The sequence below is a fragment of the Ruegeria sp. BHSA162 genome (genome assembly GCF_059613385.1).
This window is the reverse complement of record NZ_JBXWSK010000061.1, coordinates 1-19,899: the sequence shown is the minus strand read 5'-3', so window position 1 is coordinate 19,899 and position 19,899 is coordinate 1. Positions and strand designations below refer to the sequence as shown.

17 protein-coding genes and 1 pseudogene are annotated in these 19,899 nt (G+C 61.5%); 12 read left to right on the top strand and 6 right to left on the bottom strand.

Annotated elements, in window-relative coordinates; all coding sequences use genetic code 11:
* Both AC2FM5_RS14850 and AC2FM5_RS14845 read right to left on the bottom strand, forming a co-directional pair.
* Window positions 1-648 (bottom strand): annotated as a pseudogene (locus AC2FM5_RS14850) (hypothetical protein); the annotation flags it as partial.
* Window positions 645-3,944 carry an adenylate/guanylate cyclase domain-containing protein gene (locus AC2FM5_RS14845; RefSeq protein ID WP_170441314.1) on the bottom strand — a complete coding sequence of 1,100 codons (3,300 nt, stop codon included), beginning with the start codon at window positions 3,942-3,944 and terminating at the stop codon, window positions 645-647. The pseudogene AC2FM5_RS14850 and the gene AC2FM5_RS14845, both read right to left, overlap by 4 nt.
* A 281-nt stretch (window positions 3,945-4,225) precedes the next feature.
* Between AC2FM5_RS14845 and napF the strand changes: the two genes are divergently transcribed.
* The 8 genes from napF to AC2FM5_RS14805 are packed head-to-tail and all read left to right on the top strand — an operon-like array spanning window position 4,226 to window position 10,723.
* The gene (napF, locus tag AC2FM5_RS14840; RefSeq protein WP_170434145.1) at window positions 4,226-4,738 is read left to right on the top strand and encodes a ferredoxin-type protein NapF; all 513 of its coding nucleotides are present in this window, start codon (window positions 4,226-4,228) and stop codon (window positions 4,736-4,738) included.
* Window positions 4,735-5,028 carry a chaperone NapD gene (locus AC2FM5_RS14835; RefSeq protein ID WP_170365080.1) on the top strand — a complete coding sequence of 98 codons (294 nt, stop codon included), beginning with the start codon at window positions 4,735-4,737 and terminating at the stop codon, window positions 5,026-5,028. Before napF ends, AC2FM5_RS14835 begins: the two co-directional genes overlap by 4 nt.
* Window positions 5,025-7,517 (top strand): nitrate reductase catalytic subunit NapA, encoded by a 2,493-nt coding sequence (gene napA, locus AC2FM5_RS14830; RefSeq protein ID WP_170365082.1) that lies wholly within the window; start codon window positions 5,025-5,027, stop codon window positions 7,515-7,517. The genes AC2FM5_RS14835 and napA overlap by 4 nt, the downstream gene beginning before the upstream one ends.
* Before the next feature lie 27 nt (window positions 7,518-7,544).
* A complete protein-coding gene (gene napG / locus AC2FM5_RS14825) occupies window positions 7,545-8,363 on the top strand; it encodes a ferredoxin-type protein NapG (protein WP_170434149.1) in 819 nt (272 codons plus the stop codon).
* Entirely contained in the window at window positions 8,360-9,277 is a 918-nt protein-coding gene (gene napH / locus AC2FM5_RS14820; protein WP_170365084.1) for a quinol dehydrogenase ferredoxin subunit NapH, read from the top strand. The genes napG and napH overlap by 4 nt, the downstream gene beginning before the upstream one ends.
* Before the next feature lie 12 nt (window positions 9,278-9,289).
* Complete coding sequence (locus AC2FM5_RS14815; protein ID WP_170434153.1) at window positions 9,290-9,727, top strand: nitrate reductase cytochrome c-type subunit; 438 nt, start codon at window positions 9,290-9,292, stop codon at window positions 9,725-9,727.
* A 30-nt stretch (window positions 9,728-9,757) separates the two neighbouring features.
* Entirely contained in the window at window positions 9,758-10,453 is a 696-nt protein-coding gene (locus AC2FM5_RS14810) for a NapC/NirT family cytochrome c (RefSeq protein WP_093964455.1), read from the top strand.
* Between the two features lie 12 nt (window positions 10,454-10,465).
* The gene (locus AC2FM5_RS14805) at window positions 10,466-10,723 is read left to right on the top strand and encodes a hypothetical protein (RefSeq protein ID WP_093964456.1); all 258 of its coding nucleotides are present in this window, start codon (window positions 10,466-10,468) and stop codon (window positions 10,721-10,723) included.
* Window positions 10,724-10,737: 14 nt separating this feature from the next.
* Here the strand turns inward: AC2FM5_RS14805 and AC2FM5_RS14800 are convergent, their stop codons facing one another.
* The 3 genes from AC2FM5_RS14800 to AC2FM5_RS14790 form a co-directional block, all read right to left on the bottom strand.
* Entirely contained in the window at window positions 10,738-11,208 is a 471-nt protein-coding gene (locus AC2FM5_RS14800; RefSeq protein ID WP_170339560.1) for a phage holin family protein, read from the bottom strand.
* An 11-nt stretch (window positions 11,209-11,219) separates the two neighbouring features.
* Entirely contained in the window at window positions 11,220-11,495 is a 276-nt protein-coding gene (locus AC2FM5_RS14795) for a hypothetical protein (protein ID WP_496736508.1), read from the bottom strand.
* A gap of 72 nt (window positions 11,496-11,567) precedes the next feature.
* Entirely contained in the window at window positions 11,568-12,650 is a 1,083-nt protein-coding gene (locus AC2FM5_RS14790) for an AI-2E family transporter (protein WP_496736507.1), read from the bottom strand.
* 173 nt (window positions 12,651-12,823) lie between these two features.
* On the opposite strand from AC2FM5_RS14790, the gene AC2FM5_RS14785 reads away from it, so the two are divergent.
* The 4 genes from AC2FM5_RS14785 to AC2FM5_RS14770 all read left to right on the top strand — a co-directional run bounded on the left by AC2FM5_RS14785 (window position 12,824) and on the right by AC2FM5_RS14770 (window position 18,496).
* Window positions 12,824-14,317 (top strand): BCCT family transporter, encoded by a 1,494-nt coding sequence (locus tag AC2FM5_RS14785; RefSeq protein WP_496736505.1) that lies wholly within the window; start codon window positions 12,824-12,826, stop codon window positions 14,315-14,317.
* A 473-nt stretch (window positions 14,318-14,790) separates the two neighbouring features.
* On the top strand, window positions 14,791-16,245 hold the full coding sequence (gene xylB, locus AC2FM5_RS14780) for a xylulokinase (RefSeq protein WP_480695402.1): 1,455 nt from the start codon (window positions 14,791-14,793) through the stop codon (window positions 16,243-16,245).
* The gene (locus AC2FM5_RS14775; protein WP_496736503.1) at window positions 16,242-17,198 is read left to right on the top strand and encodes an aldose epimerase family protein; all 957 of its coding nucleotides are present in this window, start codon (window positions 16,242-16,244) and stop codon (window positions 17,196-17,198) included. Before xylB ends, AC2FM5_RS14775 begins: the two co-directional genes overlap by 4 nt.
* A complete protein-coding gene (locus tag AC2FM5_RS14770; RefSeq protein WP_496736502.1) occupies window positions 17,195-18,496 on the top strand; it encodes a cytochrome-c peroxidase in 1,302 nt (433 codons plus the stop codon). The genes AC2FM5_RS14775 and AC2FM5_RS14770 overlap by 4 nt, the downstream gene beginning before the upstream one ends.
* On the opposite strand, the gene AC2FM5_RS14765 is transcribed toward AC2FM5_RS14770, so the two are convergent.
* Window positions 18,497-19,899, bottom strand: a 1,403-nt coding sequence (locus AC2FM5_RS14765) for a CRTAC1 family protein (RefSeq protein WP_496736500.1), incomplete at its 5' end; no start/stop codon positions are given.

Here is a 19,899-nt window from a genome sequence, read left to right as displayed (position 1 = left end):
GTTTTCGCGTTCCCAAGTGCCCATGACGATGCGGTTGTCGATCCCGAAAATGTCCTTTGGCCCAGTCGCGGGATAGGCGTCGAAGTCGGGAACCAAGGCGACCTTCACGTCAAACCGGCCCGGCCAGAACCGCACCCAGACGGTTTTGTGGTCGAAAGGATAGCTGGTGTAGTCGAAGGACTGGCGCAGGGTCTGCTCAAAGTACCAGCCGATCACTTCGCCACCGGGTTCTGGCATCCGGTAGGCTTCTTCGATAAGGCCGCTCCCGACATCCACGGACTCGGGCAGAAGGAACCCGGCCTGACCGGGTTCGGGTTTTATCGCGTCATGGACGCCGGTTTGATAGTGCTGCCAGACATAGCCCGTGACGTGGACATCGCTTGCGTCGACGAAACTGAAGGATTTGAGGAATATTCCCGTCCTGACCCGATAATCCGGCGCGTTCTCCAGCGACTCCAGGTAGGAATCGACCGAGGCTTGATCCGGCAATTGGGTCGGGTCCTGCTCGAAATGGTTCAGCGATGCCCAAAGGTAGAACAATACGGCCGTCAGTATCAGCGACACGAGGCCTGACAGACCCCAGACCTTTTTCTCGACCGTCATTACGCGCCCTGTTTCTTCCTGTTGTTCCATCGTCATGCGGTTCATGCCGTCGGTTGACCGGCCATCCCGGCCACCGGAAAATCCAGATGCCCCATCAGCGACCGCACCACGCCCAGATCATCGAACTGTGATCGAAGTTCTGGAAACTCGGCGTGGTCAGACAGGGCGAGGCCCTGTTGCCCGGCCGCAGCAAGAAGACGGGTGTGACGGATGGACAGATCGGCCATCGGCAGCGGCTCCGAGGCGGTGAACTCGGACAAGGCGTCGGCAAAGCGGATCGCGCGGTCCCAATTCTGGCGGGCCAGCATCACGGCGCAGGCGTCTGCGTAGAAATGCAGGTGGCTATGCCCAACGCAGCCTTCGCCCAGTATCCGGACGCCCTGATCCAACAGATCATCCTGGGCATCCGGATCGTCCAGAGCCAAGGCCAATGCCGACAGCGCTTTGGGGCCGACAAAGTTGCGGCCATGTTCCAACGCGATTTCCACGGCGCGCCGCCCCACCTGTTCAGCCTCGTGCCTTTGCCCGGCATAAACCTGCGCCCGCGCCAAGTGTTCCAGCGCCTGAGCCTCGAGTCGCTTGGCACCGACACGTTGGGCGATATCGGCGGATTGGATGAAGGCCTGCAGCGCACCGTCCAAGTCATCCTGAAAGGTGCACGCGACGCCCAGGCAGGTCTGCGCGACACATTCCGGCACGAAGGCAAAGTATTTCTGCGAGATTTCGATGGCTTCCTGCGCATCGGCCCGACCTTGCGCCACGTCACCCGAGTAACTGCGGGCAACACTGAGATTGTGAAGGTTGGCGGCCAGGTCCCTGACCAGTCCTTTGTCCCGCGCTCTTTCGACGGCCTGAGTGTAGAACCCTGCGGCGGTACGCATTGCGGCATTCATGAAATTCGCATCGCCAAAGCCGCTGAGGGCGCCGACCTCCAGCCGGACGGATTCCAGTTTGCGGGCCAGCGTCAGCGCTTTTTCGTTGCTTTGCAGAGCATCCGCGACCCGTCCCAGCGGGAAATAGATGTTTCCGCGAACATAGCTGATCTGGGCCAGATCCCGTTCCGATCCATTGCGGTCAGCGGCGGCCTCGGCGATGTCGAGGCTGTGCAGCGCATCCTGGTACAGGCTGGCCTGGCGTGCGGCTTGTGCCAGACCGATATGAACGCGGCAACTCTGCGCGTCAGTCTCGGCCAAGGCAGCGGCTTCGTTGAATTCGCTCAGGGCCTCGTCCGACAGGCCCTGAAGTCGATGGGTTTCCGCGCGGGCACACATCAGGTCAAACCGGATACCCGGCGGCGCCGTAAGCTCGAGCGCGCGTTCGATCAGCGGGCTGGCCTCGTCAAACTGGAAGGCATGAATCAGGTTTTCGGCGGCCTCCAGATAAGCTTCGGCTGCGTTGGAGGCGTCGGCACGGTCCAGGTGTTGGGCGCGCAAGGTGGCGTCCTTGCCTTCGTACCAGCTTGCTGCCTGCCGGTGCAGTCGGGCGCGCTCGGACTTGACCAGCGTCGCATAAGATCCGTCGCGGATCAGAGCATGCGCAAACATCAGATCTGCCCCGGCCTCGCGGATCAGGGCCGAGCGGATCAGGTCGGACGTGTCCAGATGGCCTTCACCCAGCAGGTAGTTCAGAACTTCGGGCGAGAACCGCTGCCCCAGAACCGATGCTGCCTGAATCGCCGTTCTGCTTCGACGATCCAACCCGTCCAGACGGGATTGCACGATGCCTTGGATGCTGCCGGGGACGGTGTCGCGGGTCAGGCCGTCGATATTGCGCAGCAGTTGCTCGAGAAACAGCGGATTGCCTCCGGCGCGTTGCACGCAGGTTTCCAACAGCTCGGGGTCGATGGCGGTGAATTCCTCGACCAGTTTCCGCGCCTGTTCGTCGCCCATCGGCGAAAGCTCAAGCTTGGACACCAGCGCACCGTCCGTTCCCATCTGCCATTCCCGATCGATCGGGTCGCCTTCGACCCGGCTGGTCATCATCAGAACGCAAGGCAGGTCCCGCGTCGCGGCAGCCATGTAGGAGCACATGGTCAGAATGTCCGGTGGCGCCCAATGTATGTCCTCGACCTGGAGCAGTAGGGGGGCCTCGCGGCTGCGGGTCTGCAGCAGTTCGTCGATGACCTGTCGCCGACCCCGCATGCGTGCGGCGTTGTCCATTGCGGCATAGACTTCGGCCAATCCGGGATCCTGTTCAAGTTCGAGCAAAGCGCTCAGATGGGCTGAACTGGCAGGGTTGATCCACCCCCGGCCGATCGCGTCATGAGCGGCCGCGGTGCTGGCATCGGAGTCGTCGGTCGGGTCGAGCCCCAGAAGGCTGCGGGCGATGGACTGGATGGCCGAATGCCCTTCGCGTGTGCCGAAATCCATCACCACGCCCCCGTGGATCGAATAGGACCGGTTTGCGGCCAGCTCGGCCACCTGTTCCGAAAAATGGGTCTTGCCGATACCCGGTTCGCCAAGAATGATGTGAACCTCACCCTTTCCATGGCGCTGGCAACGGTCGAATGTCGCCGAGAACAACGACATCTCGCGTTCCCGCCCGATGAATTTGTGGCGCCGCGTGCGGATGTTCCGGGCCAGGCGGTCCAGACGCCAGATTTCGACATCCTTATTCAGGCCTTTAATCGCTTTGGTGCCGATCGCCTCGCCCACGAACAGAGGGCCAAGCGCGCGCTGGATGTCATCCGACACCAACGTTTGACCCGGCGCAGAAATGTCGGTTAGGCGGGACGCAAGATTCACGCCGTCCCCGGTCACGGTGTATTCGGTATGGGCCTCGCTTCCGGTGGTGCTGGCGATGACCTGCCCTGAGGCGATGCCGATATGGCAGGACAGGGGCGGGTCAAGTGTGGGCAGCGCGGCGTGAATCTCCAACGCAGCCCGGGCCGCTCGTTCGGTGTCGTTGGTGTGCGAGATCGGCGCCCCGAACACCGCCATGACAGCGTCTCCGATATGCTTGTCGATCCGGCCTCCAAATTTCTCGACGGCGCGGTCGACCTTGCCAAAGAACGCATTCAGCAGCGCGTGCATGTCTTCGGCGTCGTGTTCGCTGGACAATTTGGTAAAGCCGGTCAGGTCCGCGAACAGAACCGTGACCTGCCGTTTTGCCGGCTCCAGTTCGACCTCGGGTTCAAATGCGCCGACGTTGTCCGGGACGTCCAGCTCGGATATCGCGCGCAGCAACCGGCGACGGTCGCCGACGGCGGTCACTCCGATCTCGCGCAAATCCTCGCCCGTAAGTTCCGGAAGAATTGCAAAGTCGATTTTGTTTTCCGCGAACGCTTGGGTGTAATCGGACAACCCAAGGGCGCTCAGCCATTCCCGTAGGTCGCCAGACATTGGTGCCCTCAGAAGTATCCACCCGCAGGCAGCCTAGTACAGACCACCGGGTCGAGTCTGCATTTTTTATAGTAATATTCGATTATGACTGCGCAATCCGCCGTTTCCGGGTTTTCGGATCAGCTTTGTGTCGCGCCTTTCCAGAGTTGTGTTTCAGGAAGGATTCGTTTGCTCAATCCATGAACAAATCTGATCAAGATCAAGTCAGAGTTGACTCGTATCCGCTATCCACGCAGCATGAACGGAGTACCACAAATGTTTCTAGAACAGGTGGGCGGCACATGTCTGCAGTAGCCAGCAGGCGCGCGTTCCTGACGGGACGCCTGCCTCGCGAAGACGACAGCGTGAAGCGGCCGCCAGGAGCGGCGCGCGAAAACTTCCACGATCTCTGCACTCGATGCGGCGACTGTGTCTCGGTTTGTCCCGAGGAAGTTCTGGCTATGGACGACGCGGGCTTGCCGGTGTTTCAGCCGCAGCAGGGTGGCTGCACCTTTTGCGGAGACTGCGCCGACGCGTGCAAGACCGACGCATTGAGCCTGGACCGGTTCGCCGAGTGGCCGTGGCGCGCGAAAGTGTCCGACACCTGCCTTTCGGCAAATGGTGTCAGTTGCCGGGTGTGCCAGGACAGCTGCGATCAAGGGGCCATCCGATTCCGCCTGAAAACCGGAGGCCGTGCCGAAGTGAACCTGGACCTGGCATCATGTGTCGGTTGCGGAGCCTGTTCGGCCGCATGCCCGACCGGTGCCGTTTCCCTTGAGAGATACCAGCCCGCCACAGTGGAGGTGCGTGAATGAATATCTGTGGATGCCTCGTGCATGTCGCGCCGGACCAGACCTCGGCAGCACGGTCGGCGATGACTGCGTTTGACGGGGTCGAGGTCCATGCCGAATCCGACGACAGCCGGTTCGTTGTCGTTGTCGAGGACACGCCGACACGGTTGGCGTCCGAGATCATCATGGACCTGCACCAGATCCCCGGGGTCGTCTCGCTGACCCTGACCTATCACCATTTCGAAGATCTCGCGGAGACCCGTCCGCGTCCTGAAACTCCCAGCCAAGATTCCAGCCGGAGGCCCTTGTCATGACCATTTCCGAATCTCGCCGTACGTTTCTGAAAGCAACCGCCGCCGCCGCGACCGCGTCCGCGGCCGGTATCCCGCTGGCGACGGGCCAAGCTGCCGCCCAAGTCGCCAATGCCGACATCCGATGGGACAAGGCACCTTGCCGGTTCTGCGGCACGGGCTGCTCGGTTCTGGTGGGCACCAAGAACGACCGCGTGGTTGCCACGCAAGGCGACCCGGACGCTCCGGTGAACCGGGGGCTGAACTGCATCAAGGGCTACTTCCTTTCGAAGATCATGTACGGCAAGGACCGTCTGACCACCCCGCTATTGCGCAAATCGAACGGCGTCTATGACAAGAACGGTGACTTTGAGCCCGTCAGCTGGGACGAAGCCTTCGACGTGATGGCCGAGAAGTGGAAAGAGGCGCTGGCCAAGAAAGGCCCGACCAGCGTGGGCATGTTCGGCTCGGGACAGTGGACCGTGTGGGAGGGTTATGCCGCGGCCAAGTTGATGAAGGCCGGGTTCCGCACGAACAACATCGACCCGAACGCGCGGCACTGCATGGCCTCGGCCGTGGTGGGCTTCATGCGGACCTTCGGCATTGATGAGCCGATGGGCTGCTATGACGACCTCGAGCATGCCGACACCTTCGTGCTGTGGGGCTCGAACATGGCCGAGATGCACCCGATCCTGTGGTCGCGCTTGACCGATACGCGCCTGACCAAACCGGGCGCGCAGGTGCATGTGCTGTCGACCTTCGAGCACCGCTCGTTCGAGCTGGCCGACAATGGGATCATCTTCAAGCCGCAGACCGATCTGGCGATCCTGAACTACATCGCAAACCACATCATCCAGACCGGCGCGGTGAACGAGGAGTTCGTCAAGAACCACGTCAACATCACCAAGACCGCTACCGACATCGGTTACGGCCTGCGCGAGACCAACCCGCTGCAACAGGCCGCGGCGAACCCGGACTCGGGCAAGCTGGAGCCGATCTCGTTCGAGGAATACGCCGCCTCGGTCGCCGACTACACGCTGGAATACGTCTCTGAACTGTCGGGCGTACCGGCGAACCAGCTTGAGCAGCTGGCCAAGGAATATGCCGACCCGAACCGCAAGGTCATGAGCCTGTGGACCATGGGCTTCAACCAGCACACCCGCGGGTCCTGGGTGAACTCGTTGATGTACAACGTGCACTTGCTGGTGGGCAAAATCTCCGAGCCCGGCAACTCACCGTTCTCGCTGACCGGTCAGCCTTCGGCCTGTGGCACCGCGCGCGAGGTTGGCACTTTTGCCCACCGCCTGCCCGCCGACATGGTGGTGACCAATGATGAACACCGCAAGATCACCGAGACCAAGTGGAACATTCCCGAAGGCACCATTCCGCCCAAACCGGGCTTCCACGCGGTTCTGCAGAACCGCAAGCTGAAGGATGGTGATCTGAACGTCTATTGGGTGCAGTGCAACAACAACATGCAGGCCGCCCCCAATATCAACGAAGAAGGCTATCCCGGCTATCGCAACCCCGAAAACTTCATCGTCGTATCGGATCCGTACCCAACGGTCACTGCCGTTGCGGCCGACCTGATCCTGCCGACCGCCATGTGGGTCGAGAAAGAAGGGGCCTATGGCAACGCCGAACGCCGCACCCAGTTCTGGCGTCAGCAGGTCAAGGCCCCGGGCGAGGCCAAGTCGGACCTGTGGCAGCTGATGGAGTTCTCGAAACGCTTCACCGTCGAGGAGGTCTGGGACGAAGAGTTGCTGGCCAAGATGCCCGAGCATCGTGGCAAGACCCTGTTCGACGTACTGTATGCCAACGGCAAGATCGACCAGTATCCGCTGTCGGAAACCGCCGAAGGGTTCCACAACGACGAATCCGAGCATTTCGGCTTCTACGTCCAAAAGGGCCTGTTCGAGGAATATGCCAGCTTTGGCCGCGGCCACGGGCACGATCTGGCACCGTTCGAAACCTATCACCAGGCCCGCGGTTTGCGCTGGCCGGTCGTGGACGGGAAAGAGACGCTCTATCGCTTCCGCGAGGGCTACGATTCGTATGTGCCTGAGGGTGCTGGCGTCAAATTCTATGGCCACAAGGACGGAAAGGCCAAGATCATCTTCGCGCCCTACGAACCGGCAGCAGAGGAGCCGGACGAAGAGTTCGATCTTTGGCTGTGCACCGGCCGGGTGCTGGAGCACTGGCATTCCGGGTCGATGACCCGCCGCGTGCCCGAGCTGCACCGCGCCTTCCCCGCCGCCGTGGTGTTCATGCACCCCGAGGACGCCAAGGAACGCGGCGTGCGCCGCGGGCAGGAGATCGTGCTGTCCACCCGCCGCGGCGAGGTGATCAGCCGTGTCGAGACCCGTGGTCGCAACAAGGTGCCGCGTGGCCTCGTGTTCATGCCGTGGTTCGACGAGGGCCAACTGACCAACAAGCTGACGCTGGATGCGACCTGTCCGCTGTCGAAAGAGACGGACTTCAAGAAATGCGCCTGCAAGGTCGAGCGGGCGTAAGGGCAGGGATCGCAAAGGTCGCGTGTAATGTCTCTGGTCGGCAAACCTCTTTCGCCGCAACGGCGCCGGTTCCTGCAGGACTCGGCGCGCGCGGCGGGTGGCTGTCTGGTCGCCGGGTCGGTGCTGGCCTATCTGGCCCGCGACGCCCGCGCCCTGCCAGCCGAGGCCTTGCGACCGCCGGGGGCATTGCCCGAAAATGATTTTATGGGTGCCTGCATCCGCTGCGGGCTGTGCGTCCGCGATTGCCCCTATGACACACTGAAGCTGGCCGAGTTGGGAGTCGATGCGATGGCGACCGGTACGCCGTATTTCATCGCCCGCGACGTGCCCTGCGAGATGTGCGAAGATATCCCCTGTGTTGCGGCCTGCCCGACTGGGGCGCTGGACAAGGGGTTGCAGGATATCGACGGCGCCAAGATGGGTGTTGCGGTTCTGGTCGATCAGGAGAACTGCCTGAACTTCCTGGGGCTGCGCTGCGACGTGTGCTATCGCGTGTGCCCCGTGATCGACGAGGCGATCACGCTGGAACTGTCGCACAACGACCGGTCCGGCCACCACGCGATCTTTGCGCCGACGGTTCATGCCGACCGCTGCACCGGCTGTGGCGTCTGCGAGAAAAGCTGCGTTCTGCCCGAGGCGGCGATCAAGGTTTTGCCCGCACGGCTGGCGCGCGGCAGTTCGGCCGAGCATTACCGCAAGGGATGGGAAGAAAAGGCCGAAAAGGGCGGGCCGCTGGTCGAAGGCATCATCGACCTGCCCGATCGCCTGCCCGGACCGGGCGCGGACAACCTTGCCGCGCCGGGCGGGTACGAACCGGGCTACAACCTTCCGGGGGCAGGCCAATGACGGCGCGGACACATATGCCCGTCGGGCACGAGGCCCGCGAGGTCAAGGGATGGGTCGGCGCCCATCGGTTCCTGCTGCTGCGGCGGTTCAGTCAGGTGTTCTTTCTGGCGCTGTTCCTGTTGGGACCGTGGTTCGGCATCTGGATCGTCAAGGGCACGCTGGCCGGATCGTTGACGCTGGACGTGCTGCCGCTGACCGATCCGTTCATCCTGCTGCAGGGGCTGGTGGCCGGCCACTGGCCGGAAATGACCGCGCTGATCGGCGGGCTGATCGTTCTGGTGGCCTATGCGCTGATCGGAGGGCGGGTCTATTGCTCGTGGGTGTGCCCGATCAACCCGGTCACGGATGCCGCGCATTGGCTGCACCGTCGGCTGGACCTGTCCAAAGGCTGGCAGCCCAAACGCAGCACCCGATTGTGGATATTGGCGACCGTTCTGATCGTGTCCGCCCTGACCGGCGTGATTGCGTGGGAACTGGTGAATCCGATCACGATGCTGCACCGCGGGCTGGTCTTTGGCATGGGTTTTGTCTGGGCGATGGTCGTAGCGATCTTTGTCTTTGACCTGTTCGTGGCCCGGCATGGATGGTGCGGCCATATCTGCCCGGTCGGGGCCTTCTACGGCTTGATCGGCGCCAAAAGCCTGCTGCGGGTCAGCGCGACCAATCGCGCCGCCTGTGACGACTGTATGGATTGCTATGCGGTTTGTCCGGAAAACCAGGTGATCTCGCCCGCACTGAAGGGCAAGCCGGGATCCAGCCCGCTGATCCTGTCGCCCGATTGCACAACATGCGGCCGTTGCATCGATGTGTGCTCGGTCGATGTCTTCAAACTTACCCACCGGTTCGATGACGCCGTCGTCGCGCCACCCGATCCAGCCGCCGCGCCAGAACCGCGCGCCGCCAGACCTGCTTAAGGGAGTGCCAAGATGAAAAAATCAATAGCGACAGGCGCAATAGCCCTGATCCCTGTTATTCTTGTGACCGGGCTTGCTTTTGCGCAATCCGCGTCCGTGACCACGTTGCGAGGCGTGGATATCGATGATCCGGCCATCCTTGATGATGTGCACCGCAACATCGAAGGGCGCATGCAGCGCAACTATCGCCAGCAGCCGCCGTTGATCCCGCACAAGATCGACCAGTACCAGATCGACATCCGCACCAATCAGTGCCTGTCCTGCCACGACTGGACCAAGGCCGGCGAGCGCAACGCGCCGACCCTGTCGATGACCCACTACCTGGACCGCGAAGGCAACGAGCTCGATCAGATCGCGGGCACCCGTTATTTCTGCAACCAGTGCCATGTGCCGCAGGCGGATGCGCCGGCCCTGGTCGACAACCTGTTCCAGCCCTCGGCCGGAAACTGATCCAGCTTTGGACTGAAAGGAGCACCAAATATGGCAGACTCTCCTGAAAAGCGCGGCTTGATCGGCCGCATCTGGGCGTGGATCTGGACTCCGGCCGCCGCGTTCAGCGCAGGCTTTCTGGTTCTGGCGGGCTTTCTGGCCGGCATCCTGTTCTGGGGTGGGTTCCACTGGACGCTTGAGATGACGAATACCGAAGAATTCTGCGTCTCGTGCCACACGATGGAAACCAACCTTGGCGAATACCGGGAAACGATCCACTACAACAACCACTCGGGCGTACGGGCCATCTGTTCCGATTGCCACGTGCCCAAGGAATGGAGCTTCAAGATCGAAGCCAAGATCATGGCGGTGAAAGACGTCTATCACGAGCTGGTCGGCACCATCAGCACGCCCGAGAAATACGAGGATCACCGCCTGCAGATGGCCTCGGCCGTGTGGAAAAAGATGAAGGCCTCGGACAGCCGCGAATGCCGCAACTGTCACAATTTCGAATACATGGACTTCACCATTCAGGAAACGCGCGCCGCCAACGAACACCAGCGTGCGATCGACGAGAACATGACCTGCATCGACTGCCACCAGGGCATCGCGCACAGCCTGCCGCCGGGCTATCTGGAGGAGTATCAGAAAGTGGTCGCCTCGCTGGATCCGGTGACCGGCACCGAAATTGCTCAGAGTACCGGCGCGGCCGAGATCCGATCATTCCTGAACAGCACATCCGACTAGGAGTGGCACGACATGCTTGAGATTCTTGGAACAATCGGCGGCAACATCCTGAGCCTGCCCGGCATTCTGGGCCTTGCGGTGGGCATGATGACCCGCCAACTGTGGTTGGCCGCGACGATGGGCGCGGTGATCGGCATACTGGAAACCCTGGCTTTCGCGCATTGGACCTTTGCCAAGGTCGAGCCGATGGAGTTGATCATCGGCGTTCTGGTCGGTGTGTGCGCCAGCAGCATTGGCTGTCTGATCCGTCAGAAAGGGGCGACCGTCTAGGCGACAGTCGCCGCTTACTCTTTGCGGTTCTTCAGGTGTTTCAGAACGGCGCTTGCGATCATGGTCACCAACCCGGGGGCAAGCGTTCCCAGAGGGTCGCGTGAGACGGTTCTAAGGTCGCGGACCGTCTCGCGAGCCTCTGACATCATGTCCTGAACCTCGGCCTCGATATCGCCGATCGCCATGTCGCGCAGTTCTGCTACTGGCGCAGTGTCGGCCTCGGCGCTGACCGAGTTGGCGATAGCCGCGAGTATCAGCGCCACGATCAGGTTGATCAGGGCGATGACCAGTGCAGCCAACGGCTTGGACATCACTGACGCCAGAGCAAGATAGCCCGCGACATTCAGCATGATGATGGCCAACCCGCCCGCCAATCCGGCTGCGGCGAAAAAGCCCGCGCGTTTGGCCAAGACGGTCATGTTCCGCTGAGCGATCAGCCGTTCGGTACGCAGGATGATGGAAATGTTTCGGGAAATGCGGCTCATCTGACTGTCTCCTACCTGGACCGACCGATCGCGTAGCCCAGAGCGAAAACGCCCAGGGCGAACAGGATGGCTTTCTTGTGTGGCATGGCATCCAGCTCGGCCAGCGCGGTTTCGATCTCACCGGACCAGTCTTCGAACTCGGCCGACAACTTATCGGGAATGTCCTGGACGGCCTCTTTCACCTTTTCGCCCGCCTTGCGCGCGCCCGACTTTTTGTCCTCGGCCTGCTCTTCAAGCTGCCGCTTCAACTCAGCGACCTGCTGTTCAAGTTCCGCTTTGGTAACCATTGGTGTTGTCCTTTCGTCAAGCGGCCAGTCGCGCGGGCGATGGGCCGATAATCCGGTTTGGCGGCATCGAGATCAGTCTTTGGGACCCACACGGCCATCGCCCGACATCAGTATGGCGATGGGGCGCGTGGCCGGAATGTGGGTCAGAATGATCATGATGCAGACAGTGATCGGCACGCTCATCAGCGCACCGGGAATGCCCCAGATCGCGGTCCAGAATGTCAGGGCCAGTATGACCATGAGAGGGGACAGGTTCAGGCTTTTGCCCAGCAAGGTCGGCTCAAGAATATTTCCGACCGAGAATTGCACGGCCCCGCATCCCAACAGCACCATCAGGAAGGGGCTCAGTTCCTCGAACTGGACAAGAGCGACCAGAGAGGGCAGGGCGACACCGATGATCGAGCCGACCGTGGGGATGAAATTCAACAGAAAGGCCAGAACCGCCCAGGTCTCGGCGAAATCCAACCCAACCGCCCACATGACAAAAAAGCTGCCGAACCCGGTTAGCGCGCTGACGAAAGTCTTGATCCCGACATAGCGCTGGATGCTGGCGGACGTGCTGTGCAGCACGTTGCGAACTTTGTTGGCAAGCGTTGGATCCGAGATCGCGAGGTCAATCTTGGTTTGCATCGGCACGCGTTCAACCAGCATGAACGGCACATAGAGCAGTACAAGGAAGAAGGCGCTGAGAAAGGCGCCGGCGGACCCGATGATGCTGCCGGCAAAACCCGACAGGTTGATCTGGCTCAGCGCCTTCTGGGCCGCGGCATAGTTCTCGTTGCCGACGAGGGCGACAAGTTTTGCCAGAATACCGGACAGGCGCTCTTCGTATTTCGGGAAAGCCTCGGACACCAGACCGGCCTGGCTGGACAGGATCGACAGGATGATCAGCAATCCAAACAGGATCAGGCACAAGGCCCCAAGATGCGCCATCCATTTCGGTACGGAATGGCCCAGAATGACGATCCGGTGGATCCGGTCAGACGTTGCAGTAAGCAGCACAAACAACAGTATGGCGAAGGAAAGCGGTATCAGAACCGAGGACGCCAGCACCAATGACGCGATGGTCAGAAACAGCAGAACAACCAGCTGATACCAGAAGGTCAGCCCAGGCTTGCCCACGCGCTGGTTGTCGGCCTTGGGTTGAGTTGCCATGCACGTCTCCTGCGGGCTCAGCACCATTGCGGCCCGCCACCGTTGGTCGGTTCCGCCATTAGGCACAGATATTCGGCTGTTCTCAAACAAAATTCTCGAAAGAGTTGATTTCTGGACAGGTTGCAAACGGGTCTCTACGCTCGGCCTTGGATCAAATCCAAGGACCAAAGCCCATGCGCCGCACATCGACCAACTCGCTGCTTGTCATCGCACTTGCGATCAGCGCAGGCATCGCGATTTGGGGTCTTGTCGACCCGGCGGGGCTGGGCCGGTTGGCGTCTGCCGCGGTTGCGACGCAGTTCGAAAGCCGGGGCTGGTTCATCATGCTCGAGGCCAGCGGCCTGTTGTTCGTTGCGCTGTTTCTGGCCTTTTCGCGCTTTGGGCGCATCCGGTTGGGGCCGGATGGTGCCGAGCCCGAGTTTTCGACTCCCGCATGGATCGCCATGCTGTTTGCGGCCGGGATGGGGGTTGGGCTGCTGTTTTATGGTGCAGCCGAGCCGCTGACCCATTTCGAAGAGCTCAGAAAATACGAGCTAGATCCGAGGGCCGCCGGAAACGCTCTGTTCGTAACCTACCTGAACTGGGGCTTTCATGCCTGGGCAATCTACGGGGTGGTCGGTCTGATCATTGCCTATTTCGCCTTCCGCCGTGGGGGCACTCTGCTGCTGAGCGCGCCGTTGAACGACGCTCTGGGGTCGGCCCCGTGGGTTCGGGCGATGGGCTGGGGCTTTGACCTTCTGTCAATCGTTGCCATTGCCGTGGGTTTGGCTGGCTCGCTGGCCATGGGGGTGTTTCAGGTGCAAACCGGGTTGGCCGGATTGCTTGGCGTGGCGGATTCGGCGGCTCTGACGCTTCCGGTCTTTTTCGCCATGTGTGTGGCATTTGTCATCCCTCTGCGCCGGGATCTGGGGGACGGCATGGCCAAGCTGTCCAATGCTGCGATGCTGATCGCCGTCGCAATGATGATTTATCTGTTGGTCCTTGGCCCCACCTCATACCTGATGAACGGTATCGTGAGCGGCTTCGGGAGATACGTTTTTCACGTTCTGCCCGCCGGGTTTGCCACGGCCGAGTTCTTTGGAGACGACCTCGTCAACTGGTTTCAGGACTGGACGCTGAACTACATGATCTGGTGGCTGGCCTGGTCGCCGTTCGTCGGTATCTTCATCGCCCGGATTTCCCGGGGCCGAACGATCCGGGCGTTTCTTCTGGGTGTGATCGTCGCGCCAACCTTGTTCTCGATTCTTTGGTTTGGCGTGTTTGGCGGGCTTGGGTTTTTTGACGCGCTGCGGCAGCAAGGTTCCTTGTCCGTGGTCAATCAGCAGAATATTGACGCGACCACATTCGCGTTGCTTCAGCGGTTTCCACTGTCCGGACTGACGCAGACAGCGACCATCGTCGCCGCGTTTCTGTTTGTGGTCACCAGCGTTGTCAGCGCCGGATTTACCCTCGCGATGATCGGAACCGGTGGTGATGAAAACCCGTCTCCCCGGATCCGCACGGTGTGGGGGGCAATTCTGGGTGCGCTTGGGCTTGCCATGGTCTTTGTCGGGGATATCGGGCTGGTGCGATCTGTGATCGCAATTTCGGCGATCGCCTTTGTTTTCATAGTTCCGGTTCTGGTGGTCTGTCTGTTCCGGGTGCTGGCGCGGGAGGAAGGGCCATGACAGGCGAGTTTCTGGATACCGTTCTGAACGTCACCGTCTTTCTTTACCTGGGCTTTCTGATCTGGCTGTGCCTGCGCCCGGATCCCTGAGGCCCGTTCGCCGAGAAAGGGGATGTCGCCATCTGTCAAACCTGATGGGCGCAACCCAAAGAACGCGCGCGCTTTCCTTGCAGGTTGAATTTCAGCCATGCCCCATGTTGCGGTCGTCATGCAATGAGACTCCCGCCTTGATCTCGGAGATATAGGGCAGCATGCGCAAGAGTTGGCAAACTACAGCGAACTACGTCTTCAGCGCGCAAACAGCCTATTGGCAGAGTACTGGCTGATCCGCTGCCGATCAAAGAAGCCTGGTGGGGCCGAACGTTCCGCCCTATTTGTCTCGTATGAATTTGCGCGCCGGATTCCGGTGTTGACATTTTTTGATCTCGGTTAATAATTTTACCAACTAAAATAATGTTGGTGAGGGCGCGTCTCGTGTATCTGGGTTTGGATCTGGGGACCTCTGGTCTCAGGGGAATTCTTGTGGACGAGGCCGGGCAGGTTCTGGCCGAGGCTGAGGCTGAGATCGCTACGTCGAACCCGCAATCGGGATGGTCCGAACAAGCCCCGCAGGACTGGATCGACGCCTGCGCGACCGTCATGGGCCGGCTGCGTGAGACGAACGGCGATGCACTGGCGCAACTGCGGGCGATCGGACTGAGTGGCCACATGCACGGCGCAACGCTGTTGGATCGGGACGGCACCGTCCTGCGGCCGTGCATTCTGTGGAATGACACCAGATCGGCGCTAGAGGCCAAAGAGTTGGACCAGACCCCCGGGATGCGCGAGATCACGGGCAATATCGTGTTCCCCGGGTTCACCGCGCCCAAGCTGGAATGGGTCCGTGCCCATGAACCCGACCTGTTCGCCCGTACGGCCATGGTGTTGTTGCCGAAGGATTATCTGCGGTTCTGGCTGACCGGGGAATATGTCAGTGACATGTCCGACAGCGCGGGAACGTCCTGGCTGGATGTCGGCGCGCGAGACTGGTCGGACAGGGCGCTGGAGTTGGGTCACATGAGGCCCGATCAGATGCCGCGACTGGTCGAGGGCACTGACCATGGTGGCGAACTGCGGGATGAACTGCTTCGGGAATGGGGGCTGTCCGGCCCGGTTGTGGTCGCTGGCAGTGCTGGCGACAACGCCGCGGCCGCTTGCGGTATCGGCAGCATCGACGAGGGGTCCGGGTTTCTGTCTCTTGGCACCTCGGGTGTGCTGCTGATGGCTCGGAACAGCTATGCACCGGCACCCGAGACGGCGGTTCATTGCTTTTGCCACGCGGTGCCTCGGCGATGGATTCAGATGGGCGTCATCCTGTCGGCGACCAACAGCCTGAACTGGCTTTCGCGCAACCTAGGCCAACCGGTCGAGGCGCTGGCCGGGGCGCTGCCCGACCAGCCAAACGGGCCGTCGTCGTTGACCTTTCTGCCCTACCTGTCCGGCGAGCGGACGCCGCATAATGACAGCACCATCCGAGGAGCTTTTCTGGGCCTAGACATCGCTTCGGAGCCGACGGATCTGGTGCAGGCAGTGATGGAGGGTGTCGGTTTTGCAATGCGCGATTGCCTTGAGGCCCTGAGGAGCACCGGTACCGAACCGGCGCAGTTGATTGCCGTAGGTGGCGGTGCGCGGTCCCGCTACTGGCTTCAGACCATCGCCACCACGCTGAATGTGCCGCTGGCCCTGCCCAAGGGAAGCGCGTTCGGGGCTGCGACTGGTGCCGCGCGGCTGGCCATGTGCGCAGCCGGAGACGCAACACCCGAACAGATCATGACCCCGCCAGAGATCGACGCCATCATCGAACCGCAGAGTGATTTGACCGAAGCCTATGACAGCGCCTACAGACGATACAGAGCGTATTACAAGGCGCTGGCGCCATTGGCTGGATGATGAACAAAAGTCGCACTGATTGCACTGATATCCCGGTTATCGTCCTGCAAGACGGGGACATGCGGGTGTCATTGCTGGGCTATGGAGCGATCACGCAAGGGTGGTGGTACAAGGGCCAACCGCTGATCCTTGGCTATGACGACCCGACCGAATACCTGAACGACCCGTTCTATCTGGGCGCGCTCGTCGGGCGGGTTGCCAACCGGATCGGCGGCGCAGGGTTCGATCTGGACGGCACCCATCATGCGCTGATTGCGAACGAAGGGTCGAATACGCTGCATGGGGGGGCAGAAGGGCTCTCGCGCCAGTTCTGGCAGGTCGAGCAGCTTTCGCCGTGCGAGGCGGTGCTGGTCCATGTCTCGCCCCACGGCGCGGGCGGATTTCCGGGGGCTGTGCGCTTCGAGGTCAGGGTCCGGTTGGATTTCCCTCGCCTGACATATTCGATCTCTGCCTGGCCGGACAGGCCGACCCCGATCAGCATCGCGCAACACAACTACTACACGTTGGGGTCCGCTCGAGGCATCTCCGAGCACCGATTGCAGTTGGCGTCAGATCGTCACTTGGAACTGGACGATCAGGGGATACCGTCTGGCGGGATCGTCGACTCTGCATCGGTCGGGCTGGATTTCGCGGCCCCCGAACCGATCGGACAGGCCGCCACGGACCTCGATCACTTCTTCCTGTTCGGCACCGGCGGCAAGGTGGCCCAACCGGTTGCCACCCTTGCGGCGCCGTCGGGATTGACGATGACGGTCCATTCCGATCAGCCCGGGGCGCAGGTCTACTCTGCCGCCCATTTGTCCGCGCCATTTGCGCCGCATGCCGGGCTCTGTATCGAGCCATCGGGCTATCCGAATGCGCCGAACGTCCCCGCGTTCCCATCGATCATATGTACGCCCGAGAAACCGTATCACCAGACGCTGATGCTTGAGATATCCGAGGCTGGGGCATGAGCGTGATCCGTTCCTTATCGGCCTTGGCTGTTTTCGCCAGCTTTGCCACCGGGACAGCGGCCCAGAACCTTGGCCCGGCTCCCGAGTTCATCGAGCCCGACCTTGCCATCGTGGAACTCGGCCAAATGCTGTTCTACGACCCGATCCTGTCGGGAAACGAAAACATCAGTTGCGCCACCTGCCACCACCCACGGTTCGGGACCTCGGACGGGATGTCGCTGGGCATCGGAGAAGGCGGGGTGGGGCTGGGCAGCGCCCGCGGGCTTGGGTCCGACAACTTGCCCGAGCAGCGCATCCCGCGCAACTCTCCGGCCCTCTGGAACCTTGGCGCGACCGAGTTCACGACGTTTTTTCACGACGGCAGGCTCGAGGATGCTCCTGAGCAACCTTTCGGCATCAGAACACCGTTGGGGCAGCATATGCGGCCGGGGTTCCGCTCGGCATTGGCGGCTCAGGCGATGTTCCCGGTTCTGTCGCCGGATGAGATGGCCGGACATTATTCGGAAAACCCGATCAGCAAGGCGGTGCGGCTGGGCCTTCTGACGCAACAGGGTGGTGCATGGGACCTGATCGCCGGGCGGGTGGCTTTGGTTCCGGAATATCAAAGGATGTTCCGCGACGTGACCCCCGAAAAGGAGGTCTCGTTCGTAGCCATCGCCAACGCGATTGCCGACTTCATCGCCTTTGAATGGCGTGCCGACAAGAGTCCCTTTGATCGCGCGATGCGCGGAGAGGAACCTCTGCCGCCCGACGCGGCGCGCGGCATGCAGCTGTTTTACGGCAAGGCCGGTTGCGGATCGTGCCATTCGGGGTGGTTTCAGACTGACCACGGGTTTCATGCGATCGCGATGCCGCAGATCGGCCCGGGAAAGGCTGCTCGTTTTGAAAACCACGTCCGGGATGATGGTCGACTGCGCGTAACCGGTGCAACCGAAGATGCGTTTGCGTTCCGGACGCCGTCGCTGCGCAATGTGACGCTGACTGCGCCCTATGGTCACGATGGCGCCTATGCTCGGCTCGAGGACGTGGTACGGCACCACCTTGACCCCGAAGGCGCGTTGCGGCGCTACTCGATCGAAATGGCAGATCTGCCTGTCTTTCCCGGAGCCGATGATCAACGGCCGCTACAGGATCCGGCCTTGGTCGATGCCATCGCCGCGGCCAACGAACTGCAACCGATTGCCCTGTCAGATGCAGAGGTTGACGACATCCTGAGCTTTCTGGCTGCACTGGAGGATCCCGCCGAACGGCTGGGTGTACCAGAGCGGGTGCCCAGTGGGCTGCCAGTCGACAAGTGATCAGCGCCGCAATCGGATGATCCGGTTGGTGTCGTATGTCTCCCAGTCCGAGCGGTCTCCGCCGGGCCAGACGACACGAATGTCAACGGTCCTGGCGTCGCCCAGACCGAAATGATGCGGCCCTGCCATCCCGCTGGCATGGCCTCCGCCGATCGTGATCTCGCGGGTCTGAAATCCGGCAGCGGTCCGGACTTCGACAAAGGCGCCGATGGCCTGAGAATTGATGTCATGCTGGCCCAGATTCACCATGACCCAGTTCCCTGTTGCGGGCTGGTTCTGATAGATTTCGGCGGGTGATCCGCGATTGACCACAACCAAGTCCAACCAGCCGTCATTGTTCAGATCATGCAGCGCGGCGCCGCGAGATTTTGCCATCGATGCCACACCGGCCCCAGCCGCGGATTCGAAAAACTGACCGGATTCCAGCTGCAGCAACAGGCTGTTGGGATCGTCCTGAGCCGCATCCGGCATCTGCTCGACATTGCCCTTCGCGACGAAAATGTCGTCACGCCCATCGTTGTTCACATCCGCGAATTGCGCGTGCCAACCGGTCGATGGTCGCCCGTCCGCGCCGATGTGCGGCCGATGTGCGGTCGTGCCCTTGTCATAGGTCGCATCACGCCATGTGGGACCGCCGGCCTCGGGGTCGAAAATCTGGAATTTCTGATCTCCCATCGAGGTCAGGTAGACATCGGGATAGCCATCCCCCGTCAGATCGCGCGACGCGATGCCCATGCCCCAGATCGAGTAGGGCAACCAACCTTCTGCCTGATCATACAGGCGCGGAGTTTCTTCCATCGCCCACATCTGTTCCTGTCCGCCACGGACATAGTAGTGCCGATCGTTGCTGATCCGCAGATCCGCGAGCCCGGTCCGGCCCCAATCCGAGAACAAAGCCGACAGCGCACAGTATCCGGGTTCCAGCCGAACGGGCGGGCCATAGGTTTCGCCAAGGGGGCGGTACAGCAGAGTGGGGCCGCAGGCCTCGAATGGGCCATTCGGATTGTCGCGGTCCACATAGGTTCCGAAGGCCAGAGTGGGCAGTGCCTGCCCGGGTTCCCACGTGGCCGAGAAGGCCGTGGTCCAGTGGTCATCGGGCTCAAACCCAAGCCCCGCGAATGGGTTGAACTGGCAATCGGGTCCACCTTTGAGCAACAGGTCCGCCCCAACGCGCAGAACCACAAGGTCCAGGATGGCGTCGCCGTCGATGTCCATCGGGTAGGCGCCGGTCACACCTGTCAGCGACAGCGGCTCTGGCGTGCTTGCCTGAAAGGAGATTTGCGCCTGAGAGGTGTTTCGGAACAGCTGCGATGGGTTCGCCCCACCAGCAAGGAAGAGTTCCGGCAAGCCGTCCCCGCTGCAGTCGAAAACCGCGACACCGCCACCCACGAAATGCTCCCAAC

Bases quoted from the DNA above. Each gene is read 5' to 3' on its own strand.
- AC2FM5_RS14800 (WP_170339560.1), bottom strand. From the start codon at position 11,208: ATGAGCCGCATTTCCCGAAACATTTCCATCATCCTGCGTACCGAACGG.
- AC2FM5_RS14770 (WP_496736502.1), top strand. From the start codon at position 17,195: ATGAGCGTGATCCGTTCCTTATCGGCCTTGGCTGTTTTCGCCAGCTTT.
- AC2FM5_RS14805 (WP_093964456.1), top strand. From the start codon at position 10,466: ATGCTTGAGATTCTTGGAACAATCGGCGGCAACATCCTGAGCCTGCCC.
- napF (WP_170434145.1), top strand. From the start codon at position 4,226: ATGTCTGCAGTAGCCAGCAGGCGCGCGTTCCTGACGGGACGCCTGCCT.
- AC2FM5_RS14815 (WP_170434153.1), top strand. From the start codon at position 9,290: ATGAAAAAATCAATAGCGACAGGCGCAATAGCCCTGATCCCTGTTATT.
- AC2FM5_RS14845 (WP_170441314.1), bottom strand. From the start codon at position 3,944: ATGTCTGGCGACCTACGGGAATGGCTGAGCGCCCTTGGGTTGTCCGAT.
- napG (WP_170434149.1), top strand. From the start codon at position 7,545: ATGTCTCTGGTCGGCAAACCTCTTTCGCCGCAACGGCGCCGGTTCCTG.
- AC2FM5_RS14775 (WP_496736503.1), top strand. From the start codon at position 16,242: ATGATGAACAAAAGTCGCACTGATTGCACTGATATCCCGGTTATCGTC.
- napA (WP_170365082.1), top strand. From the start codon at position 5,025: ATGACCATTTCCGAATCTCGCCGTACGTTTCTGAAAGCAACCGCCGCC.
- AC2FM5_RS14810 (WP_093964455.1), top strand. From the start codon at position 9,758: ATGGCAGACTCTCCTGAAAAGCGCGGCTTGATCGGCCGCATCTGGGCG.
- napH (WP_170365084.1), top strand. From the start codon at position 8,360: ATGACGGCGCGGACACATATGCCCGTCGGGCACGAGGCCCGCGAGGTC.
- AC2FM5_RS14785 (WP_496736505.1), top strand. From the start codon at position 12,824: ATGCGCCGCACATCGACCAACTCGCTGCTTGTCATCGCACTTGCGATC.
- AC2FM5_RS14795 (WP_496736508.1), bottom strand. From the start codon at position 11,495: ATGGTTACCAAAGCGGAACTTGAACAGCAGGTCGCTGAGTTGAAGCGG.
- AC2FM5_RS14835 (WP_170365080.1), top strand. From the start codon at position 4,735: ATGAATATCTGTGGATGCCTCGTGCATGTCGCGCCGGACCAGACCTCG.
- AC2FM5_RS14790 (WP_496736507.1), bottom strand. From the start codon at position 12,650: ATGGCAACTCAACCCAAGGCCGACAACCAGCGCGTGGGCAAGCCTGGG.